General features: G+C 72.9%; 14 protein-coding genes. 3 read left to right on the top strand and 11 right to left on the bottom strand.

Annotation, left to right across the window (positions count from 1 at the left end; translation table 11 throughout):
* Positions 1 to 106 precede the first annotated feature (106 nt).
* The gene (locus ACZ5WC_RS01730; protein ID WP_468539391.1) at positions 107 to 514 is read left to right on the top strand and encodes an RDD family protein; all 408 of its coding nucleotides are present in this window, start codon (positions 107 to 109) and stop codon (positions 512 to 514) included.
* 138 nt (positions 515 to 652) lie between these two features.
* On the opposite strand, the gene ACZ5WC_RS01725 is transcribed toward ACZ5WC_RS01730, so the two are convergent.
* From ACZ5WC_RS01725 to lipB, 4 genes are all read right to left on the bottom strand, one after another.
* The gene (locus ACZ5WC_RS01725) at positions 653 to 1,360 is read right to left on the bottom strand and encodes a DUF4191 domain-containing protein (RefSeq protein ID WP_468538907.1); all 708 of its coding nucleotides are present in this window, start codon (positions 1,358 to 1,360) and stop codon (positions 653 to 655) included.
* A 30-nt stretch (positions 1,361 to 1,390) separates the two neighbouring features.
* Positions 1,391 to 1,591 (bottom strand): SCO2195 family GlnR-regulated protein, encoded by a 201-nt coding sequence (locus tag ACZ5WC_RS01720; RefSeq protein WP_096631684.1) that lies wholly within the window; start codon positions 1,589 to 1,591, stop codon positions 1,391 to 1,393.
* Between the two features lie 268 nt (positions 1,592 to 1,859).
* The gene (gene lipA, locus ACZ5WC_RS01715; protein ID WP_468538905.1) at positions 1,860 to 2,840 is read right to left on the bottom strand and encodes a lipoyl synthase; all 981 of its coding nucleotides are present in this window, start codon (positions 2,838 to 2,840) and stop codon (positions 1,860 to 1,862) included.
* Between the two features lie 172 nt (positions 2,841 to 3,012).
* Positions 3,013 to 3,822 carry a lipoyl(octanoyl) transferase LipB gene (gene lipB, locus ACZ5WC_RS01710; protein WP_468538904.1) on the bottom strand — a complete coding sequence of 270 codons (810 nt, stop codon included), beginning with the start codon at positions 3,820 to 3,822 and terminating at the stop codon, positions 3,013 to 3,015.
* A 301-nt stretch (positions 3,823 to 4,123) separates the two neighbouring features.
* Between lipB and ACZ5WC_RS01705 the strand changes: the two genes are divergently transcribed.
* Positions 4,124 to 5,737: a regulator gene (locus ACZ5WC_RS01705; protein WP_468538903.1), complete on the top strand. Its 1,614-nt coding sequence runs from the start codon at positions 4,124 to 4,126 to the stop codon at positions 5,735 to 5,737.
* A gap of 15 nt (positions 5,738 to 5,752) precedes the next feature.
* Here ACZ5WC_RS01705 and ACZ5WC_RS01700 read toward each other — a convergent pair whose 3' ends face one another.
* Entirely contained in the window at positions 5,753 to 7,147 is a 1,395-nt protein-coding gene (locus tag ACZ5WC_RS01700; RefSeq protein WP_468538902.1) for an FAD-dependent oxidoreductase, read from the bottom strand.
* A gap of 182 nt (positions 7,148 to 7,329) precedes the next feature.
* On the bottom strand, positions 7,330 to 8,229 hold the full coding sequence (locus ACZ5WC_RS01695; RefSeq protein WP_468538900.1) for a TIGR01777 family oxidoreductase: 900 nt from the start codon (positions 8,227 to 8,229) through the stop codon (positions 7,330 to 7,332).
* A 62-nt stretch (positions 8,230 to 8,291) separates the two neighbouring features.
* Between ACZ5WC_RS01695 and ACZ5WC_RS01690 the strand changes: the two genes are divergently transcribed.
* Positions 8,292 to 8,816, top strand: coding sequence for a GNAT family N-acetyltransferase (locus tag ACZ5WC_RS01690; RefSeq protein ID WP_468538898.1), 525 nt, complete (start codon positions 8,292 to 8,294; stop codon positions 8,814 to 8,816).
* A gap of 6 nt (positions 8,817 to 8,822) precedes the next feature.
* Here the strand turns inward: ACZ5WC_RS01690 and ACZ5WC_RS01685 are convergent, their stop codons facing one another.
* The 5 genes from ACZ5WC_RS01685 to sucB form a co-directional block, all read right to left on the bottom strand.
* Complete coding sequence (locus ACZ5WC_RS01685) at positions 8,823 to 9,344, bottom strand: DUF4240 domain-containing protein (protein ID WP_468538896.1); 522 nt, start codon at positions 9,342 to 9,344, stop codon at positions 8,823 to 8,825.
* Between the two features lie 62 nt (positions 9,345 to 9,406).
* Complete coding sequence (locus tag ACZ5WC_RS01680) at positions 9,407 to 10,384, bottom strand: helix-turn-helix transcriptional regulator (protein ID WP_468538894.1); 978 nt, start codon at positions 10,382 to 10,384, stop codon at positions 9,407 to 9,409.
* A 130-nt stretch (positions 10,385 to 10,514) separates the two neighbouring features.
* Positions 10,515 to 13,187, bottom strand: coding sequence for a pyruvate dehydrogenase (acetyl-transferring), homodimeric type (gene aceE / locus ACZ5WC_RS01675; RefSeq protein WP_468538892.1), 2,673 nt, complete (start codon positions 13,185 to 13,187; stop codon positions 10,515 to 10,517).
* Between the two features lie 267 nt (positions 13,188 to 13,454).
* Positions 13,455 to 14,078: a GntR family transcriptional regulator gene (locus ACZ5WC_RS01670; protein WP_468538890.1), complete on the bottom strand. Its 624-nt coding sequence runs from the start codon at positions 14,076 to 14,078 to the stop codon at positions 13,455 to 13,457.
* Between the two features lie 146 nt (positions 14,079 to 14,224).
* A complete protein-coding gene (sucB, locus tag ACZ5WC_RS01665) occupies positions 14,225 to 16,006 on the bottom strand; it encodes a 2-oxoglutarate dehydrogenase, E2 component, dihydrolipoamide succinyltransferase (protein WP_468538888.1) in 1,782 nt (593 codons plus the stop codon).
* Positions 16,007 to 16,060 lie beyond the last annotated feature (54 nt).

The raw sequence follows: 16,060 nt of genomic DNA, 5'->3' as shown, positions 1-16,060 counted from the left end.
TGCCCCGCCCGGCCGGGGCCGGATACCGGCGCAGTACCGTGGACGGGTGGACAACAGGCAAGCAATCGGATCGTGGCTCTCGGGGCCCCGCGCGGCCGCCGAGGAGATGGGCGCCGACTTCGGTTACCGGGGCAAGGGGCTCGGGCTGCCCGAGCACGGGCCCGGCTCGGTCGCGCCGCTCGGACGGCGCTTCGGGGCCCTCTTCATCGACTGGTCGCTCTGCATGGTGATCGCATACGGGCTGTTCGCTCGCGGTGACCAGCAGGCGGCGGGGAACTGGGCGCTCGGGATCTTCCTCGTGCTCAGCCTCGCCACCGTCGGGACCATCGGCTGCACCCCGGGCAAGCGCCTGCTCGGGCTGCGTGTCATCTCCGAGGACGGCGGCCGGCTCGGCTTCGGGCGCGTGGTCCTGCGGACCCTCCTGCTCCTGCTCGCCATCCCCGCGCTGGTCTGGGACCGCGACGGGCGAGGACTGCACGACCGCCTCGGGCGCGCCGTGCAGGTCCGGATGTAGCCCGGACACAGTCCGTACGCGGAGGCGAGCCGACGCGTACGCGACGAGCCCGACCCGTCACATACGCGGCGGCCCCGGACCGTCACGGTCCGGGGCCGCCGCGTATGTCGCCCACGTCTGCGTCGCGTACGTGCGCCGTCAGCGCATCTTTCCGCCGCGCGGCATCCGCATGCCCTTCGGCATCGGGCCCTTCGGCAGCGGCATGTTGCTCATCAGGTCGCCCATCGCGCGCAGCCGGTCGTTGGTGGAGGTCACCTGGGGGCCGGTGAGTACGCGGGGGAGCTTCAGCATCTTGGTGCGGACCTTCTTCAGCGGCACCTGGCCCTCGCCGGTGCCGACGATGATGTCGTGCACCGGCACGTCCACCACGATGCGGGCCATCTTCTTCTTCTCGGCCGCCAGCAGGCTCTTCACCCGGTTCGGGTTGCCCTCGGCCACCAGGACGATGCCGGCCTTGCCGACCGCCCGGTGGACGACGTCCTGGCTGCGGTTCATCGCCACCGCGGGGGTGGTGGTCCAGCCGCGCCCGATCCGGTCCAGGACGGCGGCCGCCGCTCCCGGCTGGCCCTCCATCTGCCCGAAGGCCGCCCGCTCGGCGCGTCGGCCGAAGACGATCGCCATCGCGAGGACGGCCAGGACGAAGCCCAGGATGCCCAGATAGACCGGGTGCCCGATCGCGAAGCCGATGCCGAGGAGGACACCGAACGTGACGATTCCGACACCTGCGATAACAAGACCGATCTTGCTGTCGGTCCGCCTGGTCATCTTGTAGGTCAGGGCGATCTGCTTGAGCCGCCCTGCGTTCTCGGCGCTGTCCGCGCCTTCGGTTTTTGCCTTCCTCGCCATAAACAGAAGTTTACGTGGCGGGGGAGCGACCTAGGAACGGTGGTCGGCCACGGCCTCCAGGACGTGCTGGGCCTCCACCCGGTCCTTGGCGCGGCGGCGGTCCTCCAGGACGGCCGTCCAGGCGTTGCGGCGGGCGGTGCGCTGGCCGCCGCTCAGCAGCAGCGACTCGACGGCGCGCAGGGCGGTGGTGACGGACGGAAGAGCGTGGGCACGGACCGGTGCGGCCTGCATGGTGGTGTTCCCCCTCGGAAGGATGCGCCGACCCCGGGCGCGGACTGAGTACGGGAAGCGGTGACGGCGGCTGCGGGGAGCGCCGCCGTATGTGTACCTAGGGTCACTGCTCGGTGTTACCAGCGCATGACCGGTCGGTCAAACACCAATGAAACCTTCATTCCGGTGCCGCGCACGCCGGAGCGGTCCGTACGCGTCCCCTACCTGCGAGGAGCGCACGGACCGCTCGGGTGGTGTCATGACGGGGCGGTGGGCCCGGTGAGCGGACTCACACGGCCCGGGCCGCCGGGGCGCTCCCGGCGGCGGCCGCGCCGCGCGCGTCCATCGCCTGCTGGAAGAGACGGCCCGCGCGGTACGAGGAACGCACCAGCGGCCCCGACATCACGCCGGAGTAGCCGATCGCGTCGGCCTCGTCCTTCAGCTCGACGAACTCGTGCGGCTTCACCCAGCGCTCGACCGGGTGGTGCCGCACGGTGGGCCGCAGGTACTGCGTAATCGTGATGAGCTCGCAACCTGCGTCGTACAGGTCCTGGAGCGCCTCGCTGACCTCCTCGCGGGTCTCGCCCATGCCGAGGATCAGGTTCGACTTGGTCACCAGGCCGGCCTCGCGGGCCCGCGTGATGACCTCCAGGGAACGCTCGTAGCGGAAACCGGGGCGGATCCGCTTGAAGATCCGCGGGACCGTCTCCACGTTGTGCGCGAGCACCTCGGGGCGCGAGGAGAAGACCTCGGCGAGCTGCTCGGGCTCCGCGTTGAAGTCGGGGATCAGCAGCTCGACCTTGGTCGCGCCCGCCTCCCGCTCCGCGGTGAGCGTGTGGATCTGGCGGACCGTCTCGGCGTACAGCCAGGCGCCGCCGTCCTCCAGGTCGTCGCGGGCGACGCCGGTGATGGTGGCGTAGTTCAGGTCCATCGTGACGACCGACTCGCCGACGCGGCGGGGCTCGTCACGGTCCAGCGCCTGCGGCTTGCCCGTGTCGATCTGGCAGAAGTCACAGCGCCGCGTGCACTGGTCACCGCCGATGAGGAAGGTGGCCTCGCGGTCCTCCCAGCACTCGAAGATGTTGGGGCAGCCCGCCTCCTGGCAGACCGTGTGCAGCCCCTCGCCCTTCACGAGACTCTGCAGCTGCTTGTACTCGGGGCCCATCTTCGCCCGCGTTTTGATCCACTCGGGCTTGCGCTCGATGGGGGTCTGGCTGTTCCGGACCTCCAGGCGCAGCATCTTGCGCCCGTCGGGTGCGACAGCGGACACTCCGGCTCCCCTTTGCTTTCTGCTGCGTGGGATTCGCATGGGATTCTTCGGCGAACACCAGGGTACGCCCGTAAATCAAACGGTCTTACGCCCGGCCAACCTGTGGCGGACGGGGGCTATTCCCCGGTCACCCGTGGCGGCCGGTGCTACCGGTCGGTAGCACCGGCCGGTACTAGGCCGGGGCCGCGGCCTGCCGCGGCTCGACCGTCCTCGGTGCGAGCTCCGCGTTCTCCAGGATGTCCCGCAGGTGCTTCTCGACGACCGGCAGCACCTCCTCGATGGTGACATCCCGGCCCAGCTCGTTGGCGAGGGAGGTGACGCCCGCGTCGCGGATGCCGCACGGCACGATCCGGTCGAACCAGGTGTTGTCCGGGTTCACGTTGAGCGAGAAGCCGTGCATCGTCACGCCCTTGGCGACCCGGATGCCGATCGCGGCCAGCTTGCGGTCCTCGCGGCGCTGGCCGGCGTTGGACGGGGCGTACTCCGGGCCGTTCAGTCGCGCGTCGAACTCCTCGTCCTGGAGCCTCGGGTCGAAGTCCAGGGAGAGCCCGCCCGGCATCGGCCGCTGCTCGACCGGGTCGCCGAGCACCCAGACGCCGCTGCGGCCCTCCACCCGGGAGGTCTCCACGCCGAAGTCGGCGGCCGTGCGGATCAGCGCGTCCTCCAGGCGGCGGACGTGCGCCACGACGTCGACCGGACGCGGCAGCTTCTGGATCGGGTAGCCGACGAGCTGCCCCGGACCGTGCCAGGTGATCTTCCCGCCGCGGTCCACGTCGATGACCGGGGTGCCGTCCAGCGGGCGTTCGCTGTCGGCGGTGCGGCGGCCCGCCGTGTAGACGGGCGGGTGCTCCAGAAGCAGGCAGGTGTCCGGCACCCGGTCCTCGAACCGGGCCGCGTGCACCTCGCGCTGCTTCTGCCATGCCTCCGTGTACTCGACGGCCTGTTCGCCGAAGCCCAGACGGGCGAACCGCAGCTCGCTCACAGATGCCTCCCTACGTGGGGCACCGCGTGCCCGGAGGGGTGTCCCCGGGATGACGGCACCCTGCACTGATCGCGCCCGCATCCACTGTACGACCGTCACCCGGTCGGCCCACCGGCAGGTGGAGCGCGCTTGCGTGACCTGAGGCAGGGCCCGTCCCTTCCGTCAGCTCTGTCCGTAATCCTCACACGATCGGATGAACGTGGAGCAAAGGGTGGCTGTGACCGCCCCGGTGGCCGCTAAATTCGCGCCGTTCCCATGAGGGCTGACCGTCCGGCCCCGAAGGCAGGAGACCGTACAGCTGATGTCGGAACGACCCCCGCAGCGCACGCCCAACCGCCGCCTCGCCTCACTCATCGCGGAAGCCGGGTTCTCCCACGCGGGCCTGGCCCGCCGGGTCGATCAGCTCGGCCTCGAACACGGCCTCGACCTGCGGTACGACAAGACCTCGGTGACCCGCTGGCTGCGGGGTCAGCAGCCGCGCGGCACCACCCCCGCTCTGATCGCCGAGGTCTTCACCCGGCGGCTGGGGCGTCGGCTCTCCGCCCAGGATCTCGGGCTCGACGCCTGCGCACCCGTCTACGCGGGCCTGGAGTTCGCCGCCACCCCCGCCGAGGCCGTCGACATCGTCAGCGGGCTCTGGCGCAAGGACTCCGGCACCCACACCGAGCTGCGCAAGATCGCCTTCACCCCGGCCGGACTCGTCGTTCCCAGCCGCGACTGGCTGATCGGCCGGGCCGACGAGTGGGTGGCCCGGGACGGCGGGGCCACCCGCCAGACCGTCTCCTCCGTGCCCGGCCGTACGGGCGGGGCCCCGCGCACCGAGAGCCGGAGCGTGCCGCGCCCGGGCGGACCGCTGCGTCCCACGCCCTCGGGACCGGCCGCCACCCATCCGCCCGGCCCGGGGCCCTCGGCCGCGGCACAGCCGGGTGCAGGGGCCCGGTCCGGAACGGGAGGGCACTCCGGGACGCCGCACGTCGTCCCGCGCCAGCGGCAGACCGAGCGGGGGCCGGGGCAGCGGGTCGGCAGCGGGGACGTGGCCGCACTGCGCTCGGTCGGCGAGCTGTTCCGCACCCTCGACCACGCCTACGGCGGCGGCCACGCCCGGCAGGCCCTCGTGCGGTATCTGGAGCACGAGGCCGAGCCGATGCTCCGGGGCACCTACGGCGAGGCCACCGGGCGGCGGCTGTTCGCCGCGGTCGCCGATCTGACCCGGCTGGCGGGCTGGACCTCGTACGACATCGCCGCCCACGGCCTCGCCCAGCGGTACTTCGTCCAAGCGCTGCGGCTCGCCCAGGCCGCCGGGGACCGCGGTTACGGCGCCTACGTGCTGATCACGATGAGCCGCCAGGCGGTCTACCTCGGGCACGGCAGGGAGGCCGTGCAGCTGGCCCGCGTCGCCCAGCAGGGCATCGGCTCCGCCGCCCCGCCCCTCGTCCAGGCGCTGCTGCACTCGGTCGAGGCGCGCGGCCACGGGGTGCTCGGCGAGGCACGTTCCTGCACCGCCGCGCTGACCCGGGCCGAACACGCCCTGGAGACCGCCCGCCCCGGCGACGATGTGCCGCACTGGGCCCGCGCGTTCGACGAGGCGCAGCTCGCCGACGAGCTGGGCCACTGCCACCGCGACCTCCAGCAGTACCGGACCGCCGCCCAGCACGCGGAGCGCTCGCTCCAGCTGAGCGCCCCGGCGTACGCCCGCAGCAGACTGTTCTGCCGCGTGGTCCTCGCCTCCGCCCGCCTCGGCCTCGGCGAGCTGGACCAGGCCTGCCAGCTCGGCGCGGAGGCGGCCCAGCAGGCCGCCGAGATGCGCTCGGTCCGCGCCACGGAGTACGTGCGCGCGTTCGAACGCAGCCTGGAGCCGTACCGGGACGCGGTCGCCGTACGCGGCTACCGCGACCGGGTCGCCGCCCTCGGCTGACCCGGTCGGGGTTCCTCACGCCGCCTCCGGCAGCCGGGGGCTCCCTTCGTGCGGGCCCGTGACGGCCAGGTCGGTGAGGATCGCCTCGGCCGCCCGGCGGCCCGAGTGCAGCGCGCCCTGGACCGTGCTCGTGTCGCGGTGGTCGCCGCACACGTACAGCCCGGCCAGCACCCGCACCGGGCGGCGCGGGTCGTGCGGGGCCTCCATCGCGGGCACCGCCTCCGGGTCGTGATGCGCCGCCAGCAGCTCCCAGTCGTCCGTCGGGGTCCTGTACAGCGCCGCCAGGTGCCCGCGCACCGAGCGGTCCAGGTCCGGCGGCGGAGTCCCCAGCACCGTCGAGGTGATCAGCGTCCGGCCCTCCGGGGCGCGCGAGGGGTCGACCTCGCTCATCACCGCGGTGCACGCCACCGGCCCCGACCGGTCACCGTCCAGCACCAGCGACCGGCCCGTCGGCGGCGCGGCGGGCGCGGTGTGGTGAAGGACCGTCACCGGGTGGAAGGACGGCACCCGCAGCCCGGGCAGCAGCTCGGCCGCGGCCCCCGCCCCGGTCGCCAGCAGCAGGGAGCGGCACCCCAGTTCACCGTGTTCCTTCGTACGTACGGAGGTGATGTCGGCGGCCGTCACATGCACCCCGGTCCGGACCGTGCCCGGTGGCAGCGAGGCAGCCAGCAGCTCCGGCAGCGCCGAGGAACCGCCCGCCGGTACGCACAGGCCGCCGCGCGCGTAGTCCCGCAGGGCGAGATCGGCGCACCGGCTGGACGTGGTGAGCGCGGGGTCGCTGAGCAGCGCGGTGAGCAGGGGGCGCAGGACGCCGTCCACCGTACGGGCGGGCAGTCCGACGCCGGCCAGGGCCTCGTGCGCCGTCCGCTCCGGGCGGGCCAGCAGCCGGGCCTCCGGGGTGGCCGCCAGCCGCGACAGCGCCGCGCCCAGCCGGGCCCGGTCGATCGCCCCGGTCACCGCGCCGCTCCGGCCGCCGCCGCGCGAGGGGGCCCCTGGCTCGCTCCCGTGCGCGCTGTGCGCTGCCCAGGGAGCCCGGGCGGCCAGGGCCGCCCGGGGAGCGCTCGACCGGGTGCGCGCTGCCCTGAGTGCGCCCCTCGCGCTCCGTATGTCACCGGTGAGGTGGTGACGGCCCTCGCTGTGGAGCAGCACCCCCGGCGCGAACCCCCGCAGCTCCGGGGAGCCGAGCCCCGGGGCGCCGGTCAGCTCGGGCCAGGAGGAGCAGAGCAGGGGGCCGAGCCGGTCGAGCCGGAAGCCGTCCACCTCGTCGGTGGCGAGCCGGCCGCCCACCCGGGGCGCTGCCTCCAGGACGCTGACGCCGAGCCCTGCCCCGGTCAGCAGGTGGGCCGCTGACAGGCCGGCGATTCCGGCCCCGATGATGACCACGTCTGCGTGGTGTGCCGTGCTGCGCACATGCCCCTCCCCGAGTCGGTGCGACTGGTGGGAGGCTCTTGCCCCCAACAGGCCCCCGGAATGCCGGAGTTCGCATCGAGGCTAGGAGGATGGCCGGTACTGGGTCAGACGCGCGTGCCGGGGAGCACCGGGGCACGGGGTCGCACGCACCGCGGCGGGCCGCCGCCGCGAGGGGGCACGGTTCAGCGCAGTGCCGCCCGGATCGCCCCGTCGATGCCGGGGAAGGCGAACGAGAAGCCGGAGTCCAGCAGCTTCCGGGGAATCACCCGCTGGCTGCCCAGCACGTCTCCCGCGAACTCCCCGAGCACCAGCCGCAGTGCGGGCGCGGGCGCGGTGAACAGCGTCGGGCGGTGCAGCACCCGGCCCATCGCGGCCGTCACCTCGGCGTTGGTGACGGGGTCGGGGCCGGTCAGGTTCACCGGGCCGGTCAGCGACTCGGTGTCCAGGATGTGGCGCAGGGCCGCGATGTGGTCGTGCAGCGCGATGAAGCTCCAGAACTGGCGGCCGTTGCCCAGCTTCCCCCCGAGCCCCGCTCTGAAGAGGGGGAAGAGCCGCCCCCAGGCCCCGCCCTCACGGCCGACGACCAGTCCGGTGCGGGCGTGCACCGTACGGATGCCCGCCTCCTCGGCCGCCGCGGTGGCCGCCTCCCACTCCTCGCAGACCGAGGGCAGGAACCCCTCCCCGGGCGGCGCGTTCTCGTCCACCGCACGGTCCCCGGTGTCGCCGTAGAAACCGATGGCGGACCCGGAGAGCAGTACCCGGGGCGGGGCGTCGAGGGAGGCGACGGCATCGGCGATCGCGGCGGTGCCGAGGACCCGGCTGTCCCGGATCTCCCGCTTGTAGGCGTCCGTCCAGCGGTGGTCGCCGACCCCGGCCCCGGCGAGGTGGACGACGGAGTCGCAGCCGACCAGCCCGGCCACGTCCACGTAACCCCGCTCGGGGTCCCACTCCACCTCGTCGCCGGTTCTGGCGGGCCGCCGCACCAGGCGGGCCACCTCGTGCCCGTCGGCGCGCAGCGAGCGCACCAGCGCCGCTCCGATGAGTCCGGACGATCCGCTGACGGCGATACGGGAGCTCGGCATGGGCCCATCCTGCCCCATGAAATGCCTCGAACACCGGGAACGCCGCGTGGCACAGTGACCCCATGGCCGCACTCACCCTCCGCCCCGTCCGCCCCGCCGTGTCCGCCGACGGCGACGAGCTCGCCGAGCTGGACCGGTCCACCTGGTCGACGCTGCACGCGGTGGTGCCGAGGCCGCAGCCCCCGTACGACCCCTTCTTCGACGAGCGGCACCCGCCGGAGGGCTTCCTCGTGGCGGAGGCGGAGGCGGAGCCCGACGGGGCGGCGCGGATTGCCGGATACATACGGCTCGTCCCGCCCACCCCGCTCGCCGCCAACGCCCATGTGCGGCAGATCCGGGGTCTCGCCGTGGCCGGGTGGGCGCGCGGGGCCGGGGTCGGGCGGACGCTGCTGCGGGCCGCGTTCGCCGAGGCCCGCGGGCAGGGCGCCCACCGGATCACGCTGCGGGTGCTCGGGCACAACACCCCCGCCCGCGCGCTGTACGCCTCCGAGGGCTTCTCCGTCGAAGGGGTGCTGCCCGGGGAGTTCTTCCTGAACGGGCGTTACGTCGACGACCTCTGCATGGGCCGCTCGCTCGGTCCCGCCTGACGGGAGCTACCGCGGCCCGAAGCGGTCCCACAGCTCGGGGAAGCGGGCCGCGAGGCCGTCGTCGTCCTCGAAGTCGACCGGGGTGCCCAGCGGCTCGGCCGGCTGCGGCGGCAGTCCCAGGTCGGGCGCGACCACACCGGTCAGCTGCTCGTACGCCTCGTCCGCCGCGTACCCCAGCTCCTCGCCGTCCCCGTCGACCTCCTCGTCGAAGTCCTCCAGCAGCTCCGCCAGGCTGTCCGGGTCGTGCACGGCCCCCTCGAAGACCTCCCGGCCCTGGCCGATCAGCCAGCAGCGGAAGTAGTCGAACGCGTCGTCGCTCGCCCCGCCCAGCAGCACGGCCGCCGCGCCCCACAGGTCCCAGCGGTAGGCGCGGTGGTAACGGGCCTCGAAGTGCCGGGCGAAGTCCAGCACGGAATCGGGATCGAGCTGCACCAGCCGTTCCACGAGCAGATCGGCGTGGTCCTCGGGGTCGCCCTCGGCGGCCTCGCGGGTGCTGTCGATGATCTCCCAGAATTCCGTTTCGTCCATCACGGGTACAGCATCCAGCCTGCCGGGGGCTCCCGCACGCGCAGACGCCGAATTGAAGCCTTTCAGCGATACATCTCGTGCAGGCGTTCGGCTGCCTCGGTGAAGCGGACCCGCAGCTCCTCGGGCGCCACGACCTCCAACTCCGGGCCCAGTGCCAGCAGCTGGCCGTACGCCACGTCAAGGGACTCCACCGGCAGTGTGAGGGTGCGCCGGCCGTCCGGACCGGGCTCCGGCGCCTCGGCGAGCGCGGCGGCCGCCGCCGCCCGGTCGCCGGTGTACGCGAGCTGCCGCGCCCCGCGCTCGGACACCCGTACGGTCACCTCCGTACGCAGCAGTGACCGGGCGAACGAGGCGGCCCGCTCCTTCCAGAACCCGGGCAGATCGAAGGTCTCGTCCCGCTCGAAGCGCTCCTCGGCCGCCTCGACGGCGGTGAAGCGGTCGATGCGGTAGACCCGGAAGTCCTCGCCCGCCCGTGCGCAGAGGTACCAGATCCCGGCCTTGAGGACGAGGCCGTACGGAGCGAGCTCCCGCGCCGCCTCCGTGGCCTGTTCGCCCCGGCCCTTGCGGTAGCGGGCCCGCAGCACGCGGTCGTCCCAGACCGCGTCGGCGATGACGGGCAGCAGCTCGGGGGGCTCCGGCTCGGAGTACCAGGACGGGGCGTCCAGGTGGAAGCGCCGGGCGGCGGAGGTGGACGCGTCGCGCAGCGAGGGCAGCAGCGCCGCCGACACCTTGAGCCGGGCCGCCGACGCCGCGTCCTCCAGGCCCATCTCGCGCAGCGCGGAGGGCAGCCCGGACAGGAACAGCGCCTCCGCCTCGTCCCGGGCCAGGCCCGTCAGCCGGGTGCGGTAGCCGCCGACGAGCCGGTAGCCGCCCGCCCGGCCGCGCTCGGCGTACACCGGGACGCCCGCCTCGGAGAGCGCCTGGGCGTCCCGGGTGACCGTACGCTCCGACACCTCCAGCTCGGCCGCCAGCTCGGCGGCGGTCATGGCGGGGCGGGACTGGAGGAGCAGCACCATCTTGATCAGCCGGGCAGCACGCATGCGCCCCATTGTCGTGCCCCGGGAACGCGAACCCCCGGCCGCCGGGGCGGGCACGCTGTCGGACGTGCCCGCCCCGGTGACCGGGGGCTCAGCTCTGTACGGGAGAAACGGGAGAACGGGAGAAGGGGGCTCAGAGCCCGTAGCGCTCCCGGGCCTCCTTGACCGCCGATGCGGGCACCTCGCCGCGCTTGGCGAGCTGGGCCAGCGAGGCCACCACGATCGACTGGGCGTCGACCCCGAAGTGGCGGCGGGCCGCCTCGCGGGTGTCGGAGAGGCCGAAGCCGTCCGTGCCGAGCGAGGACCAGTCCTGCTCCACCCACTGGCTGATCTGGTCCGGGACCTGGCGCATCCAGTCGCTGACCGCGAGCACCGGGCCCGGCGCGCCGGAGAGCGCCTGCGTCACGTACGGCATCCGCACCTCACCGCGGAGCAGCGCCTCGTCCGCCTCCAGCGCGTCGCGGCGCAGCTCGCCCCACGAGGTGGCGGACCAGACGTCGGCCGTGACGCCCCAGTCGGCGGACAGCAGCTCCTGGGCCTCCAGGGCCCAGTGGATGGCCGTACCGGAGGCCAGCAGCTGGAGCCGCGGCGCGTCCGCCTTCGCGGGCGTGCCCTCCTTGAAGCGGTACAGGCCCTTGACGATGCCCTCCTCGACGCCCTCGGGCATCGCGGGCTGGGGCTTGGGCTCGTTGTAGACCGTCAGGTAGTAGAAGACGTCCTCGGCCTCGGGGCCGTACATCCGGCGCAGACCGTCCTTGACGATCACCGCGACCTCGTACGCGAACGCCGGGTCGTAGTTCAGCGAGGCCGGGTTGGTGGCCGCGATCAGGTGCGAGTGGCCGTCCGCGTGCTGGAGGCCCTCACCCGTCAGGGTCGTACGGCCCGCCGTGGCGCCGACGATGAAGCCCTTGCCGAGCTGGTCGGCGAGCTGCCACATCTGGTCGCCGGTCCGCTGCCAGCCGAACATCGAGTAGAAGATGTAGAACGGGATCATCGTCTCGCCGTGCGTCGCGTACGACGTGGCGGCGGCGATGAAGTCGGCCATGGCACCGGCCTCGGTGATCCCCTCGTTGAGGATCTGGCCGTCCTTGGCCTCCTTGTAGTACATCAGCTGGTCGCGGTCGACCGGCTCGTACGTCTGGCCCAGCGGCGAGTAGATGCCCGCCGACGGGAACAGGGACTCCATACCGAAGGTACGGGCCTCGTCCGGGACGATCGGCACCCAGCGCTTGCCGGTCTCCTTGTCGCGCATCAGGTCCTTCACCAGGCGGACGAACGCCATGGTGGTGGCCATCTCCTGCTTGCCGGACCCCTTGTAGAGGGCCTTGAACGCGCGCTCCTCGGGCTGCGGCAGCGGCGCGGAGGCGTGCATCCGGCGGGCCGGGGCGGGGCCGCCGAGGGCGGCGCGGCGCTCCTGGAGGTAGCGGACCTCGGGGGAGTCGGCGCCCGGGTGGCCGTAGGGGACGAGGCCGTCCTCGAAGGCGCTGTCGGGGATCGGGAGGCCGAGCAGCTCGCGCATGCCCTTGAACTCGTCGATCGACAGCTTCTTCATCTGGTGGTTGGCGTTCTTGGACTCGAAGCCCTTGCCGAGCGTGTAGCCCTTGACCGTCTGGGCCAGGATCACGGTCGGCGCGCCCTTGTGCTCGACGGCCGCCCGGTACGCCGCGTAGACCTTGCGGGCCTCGTGGCCCCCGCGCGAGGTGTAGAAGCACTCGGCGATCTTCGCGTCGGTGAGCAGCTTCGCCAGCTCGGCGAGCGCGGGCTCGGCGCCGAAGAAGTGCTCGCGGATGTAGGCGACGTCGCGGGTGGCGTACGTCTGGAACTGCGCGTCCGGGACCTCGCGCAGGCGGCGCAGCAGCGCACCCTGGGTGTCCAGCTGGAACAGCTCGTCCCAGGCGTTGCCCCAGAGCGTCTTGACGACGTTCCAGCCGGCCCCGCGGAACTGCGCCTCCAGCTCCTGGACCACGCGGAAGTTGGCGCGGACCGGGCCGTCGAGGCGCTGGAGGTTGCAGTTGATGACGAAGGTCAGGTTGTCGAGCTGCTCACGGGCCGCGAGGGCGAGGGCCGCCGTCGACTCGGGCTCGTCCATCTCGCCGTCGCCCAGGAAGGCCCAGACGTGCGAGTTGGCGGTGTCCTTGATGTTGCGGTTGGTCAGGTAGCGGTTGAAGCGCGCCTGGTAGATGGCCGAGAGCGGGCCGAGGCCCATCGACACGGTGGGGAACTCCCACAGCCAGGGCAGCCGCCGCGGGTGCGGGTAGGAGGGCAGGCCCTCGCCGCCCGACTCCTGGCGGAAGTTGTCGAGCTGCCGCTCGCTGATCCGGCCGTCGAGGAAGGCGCGGGCGTAGATGCCGGGGGAGGCGTGGCCCTGGATGTAGAGCTGGTCGCCGCTGCCGTCCCCCTCCTTGCCGCGGAAGAAGTGGTTGAAGCCGGTCTCGTAGAGCCAGGCCGCCGAGGCGAAGGTGGCGATGTGGCCGCCGACCCCGAACCGCGAGCCACGGGTGACCATCGCGGCCGCGTTCCAGCGGTTCCACGCGGTGATCCTCGACTCCATCTCCAGGTCACCGTCGAACGCCGGCTCGGCGGACGTCGGGATGGAGTTGACGTAATCGGTCTCCAGCAGCTTGGGCAGCGCGAGACCGGCGCCCTCGGCGTGCTGCAACGAGCGGCGCATCAGGTACGCGGCGCGGTGCGGGCCGGCGGCCTGGGTGACGGCGTCCAGGGAGGCCGCCCATTCGGCGGTCTCCTCGGGGTCACGGTCCGGGAGCTGGTCGAGCTCGCTCGGAAGCTTTCCTACGGGGTCGGTCATGATCGCCGCCTTCCGGAGAGGAGGGGGGTGGAGAAGGCTCTATCTGGCAGGACAGAGCGATGGGGCCGGTGGGCCCGCGAAGTGAACTGTAAAGCGCTGATCGATGATCGATCAAAGGATGGAAGGTAAAACTTCCCGATACGAAGAAAAGTGGCATGGGGTGCCTCGAAACAGGGCACGGAGTGACGCGAAAAAGTGCGCAAAAAGGGCGCTGACCTGCACGGAAGAGCAGGTCACACGCCAGATGATCGGACGGCCGCGGGCGACTCAGGCCCGCGGTGCGCAGCCCAGCACATGGGCCTTCACCAGCGCCCCGATCCGGGGGTCCTGGCGCAGGAACGCGTCGATGAGCGCCTGGTGCTCCTCCGCGTACGACTTCTGCACCGTGCCCAGCCAGCGGATCGACAGGGCCGTGAACACCTCGATGCCCAGCCCCTCCCAGGTGTGCAGCAGCACCGCGTTCCCGGCGGCCCGCACCATCTCCCGGTGGAAGCCCACCGTGTGGCGGACCTGGGCCTCGCCGTCGGCCAGCCGGTCCGCCTCGTACAGCGCCGTCACATGCGGCTCCAGCGCCGAGCAGTCCTGGCCCAGGCGCTCGGCCGCCAGCTCCGCCGCGATCTGCTCCAGGCCCGCCCGGACCGGGTAGCTCTCCTCCAGGTCGGCGGCGGTCAGATTGCGGACCCGGACGCCCTTGTTGGGGGCCGACTCGATCAGCCGGAGCGTCTCCAGCTCGCGCAGCGCCTCGCGCACGGGCGTCTGGCTGACCTCCAGCTCGGTGGCGATGCGGCGCTCCACGATCCGCTCACCCGGCTTCCAGCGCCCGCTGACGATCCCCTCCACGATGTGCTCGCGGATCTGTTCGCGCAGCGAGTGGACGACGGGCGGGGTCATGAGGTGCTCCTTCGGGCAAACCGGTGGTGCCTACACCATCACGGCGGCGCGGGCGACCGGTGGTGCTTAGACAATACGGCGGCGCCCCCGTCCGGATCAGTTCCGGACGGGGGCGCCGCTGGTGAGGCTGGTTACAGCCGGAGCGTTCAGAGGCCGAGCTCGACCTCGAACTCACCCGCCTCAAGGATCGCCTTGACCGACGTCAGGTAGCGGGCGGCGTCCGCGCCGTCCACCAGACGGTGGTCGTAGGAGAGCGCGAGGTAGGTCATGTCGCGCACCGCGATCGTCTCGCCGAGGTCCGGGTGGTCGATGACCACCGGGCGGCGGACCGTGGCGCCGATGCCCAGGATGGCTGCCTGGTTCGGCGGCACGATGACGGTGTCGAACAGGGCGCCGCGCGAACCGGTGTTGCTGATGGTGAAGGTGGCGCCGGACATGTCGTCCGGGGTCAGGCCGCCACCGCGCGCCTTGCCCGCCAGCTCGGCGGTCTTCTTGGAGATACCGGCGATGTTCAGGTCGCCCGCACCCTTGATGACCGGGGTCATCAGGCCCTTCTCCGCGTCCACGGCGATGCCGATGTTCTCCGCGTCGAAGTACGTGATGGTGCCCTCGTCCTCGTTGATCCGGGCGTTGATGACCGGGTGGGCCTTCAGCGCCTGGGCCGCCGCCTTCACGAAGAACGGCATCGGGGACAGCTTGACGCCCTCACGGGCGGCGAAGGAGGCCTTCGCCTGGTTGCGCAGCTTCATCAGCTTGGTGATGTCGACCTCGACGACCGAGGTCAGCTGGGCCTGCGAGTGCAGCGCCTTCATCATGTTGTCGCCGATGACCTTGCGCATGCGGGTCATCTTGACCGTCTGGCCGCGCAGCGGGGACGCCTCCAGCTTCGGCGCCTTGGCGGCGGCGGTCGCAGCTGCCGGGGCCGGGGCCGGAGCGGCTGCGGCGGCCTTGGCGGCCTCCGCGGCGGCGACGACGTCCTGCTTGCGGATACGGCCGCCGACGCCGGTGCCCTTGACCGCGCTCAGGTCCACGTTGTTCTCGGACGCGAGCTTGCGGACCAGCGGCGTGACGTAGGCGCCGTCGTCACCGGAGGGCGCGGCCGGGGCGGCCGGTGCCGGGGTGACGGGGGCGGGCTGCGCCGGAGCCGGGGCCGGGGCGGCGGGAGCCGACGGGGCCTGGACCGGAGCCGGGGCCGGGGCGGCCGGGGCCGGAGCCGCCGGGGCGGGAGCCGCGGGGGCCTCCTGCTTCGGCGCCTCGGCCTTGGGGGCCTCCTGGGCCGGGGCGGCGGGCTGCGCCGGAGCGGCGGCCGGGGCCGCGCCCGGAGCACCGATGACGGCGAGCTTGGCGCCGACCTCGGCGGTCTCGTCCTCGCCGACCACGATCTCCAGCAGCACACCGGCGACCGGGGCGGGGATCTCGGTGTCGACCTTGTCCGTGGAGACCTCAAGGAGCGGCTCGTCCTCCGCGACCTCCTCGCCGACCTCCTTCAGCCAGCGGGTGACGGTGCCCTCGGTGACGCTCTCGCCGAGCGCCGGGAGGGTGACGTCGGTGCCGGACGCGCCACCGGCCGGGGCGGCCGCCGGAGCCTCGGCCGCAGGGGCCGGAGCGGCGGGCGCCTCGGCGGCCGGGGCCTCGGCCGGGGCGGCGGGGGCCTCGGCGGCCGGGGCCGAGGCCTCGGCGGGAGCGCCGGAGCCGTCGTCGATGACGGCCAGCTCGGCGCCGACCTCGACGGTCTCGTCCTCGGCGACCTTGATGGAGGCCAGGACACCGGACGCGGGGGCCGGGATCTCGGTGTCGACCTTGTCGGTCGAGACTTCGAGCAACGGCTCGTCGGCCTCGACGCGCTCGCCCTCGGCCTTCAGCCAACGGGTGACAGTGCCCTCGGTGACGCTCTCGCCGAGCGCCGGAAGGGTTACGGAAACCGACATGGTTTCAGTTGCTCCTTACGAAAATGCGGAAGTGGTCGGTCGTCGCGCCCGGTA

The organism is Streptomyces sp. NPDC033165, from assembly GCF_055577965.1.
The sequence above is the reverse complement of the archived record's forward strand: the minus strand, read 5'-3'. Positions and strand labels throughout refer to the sequence as shown.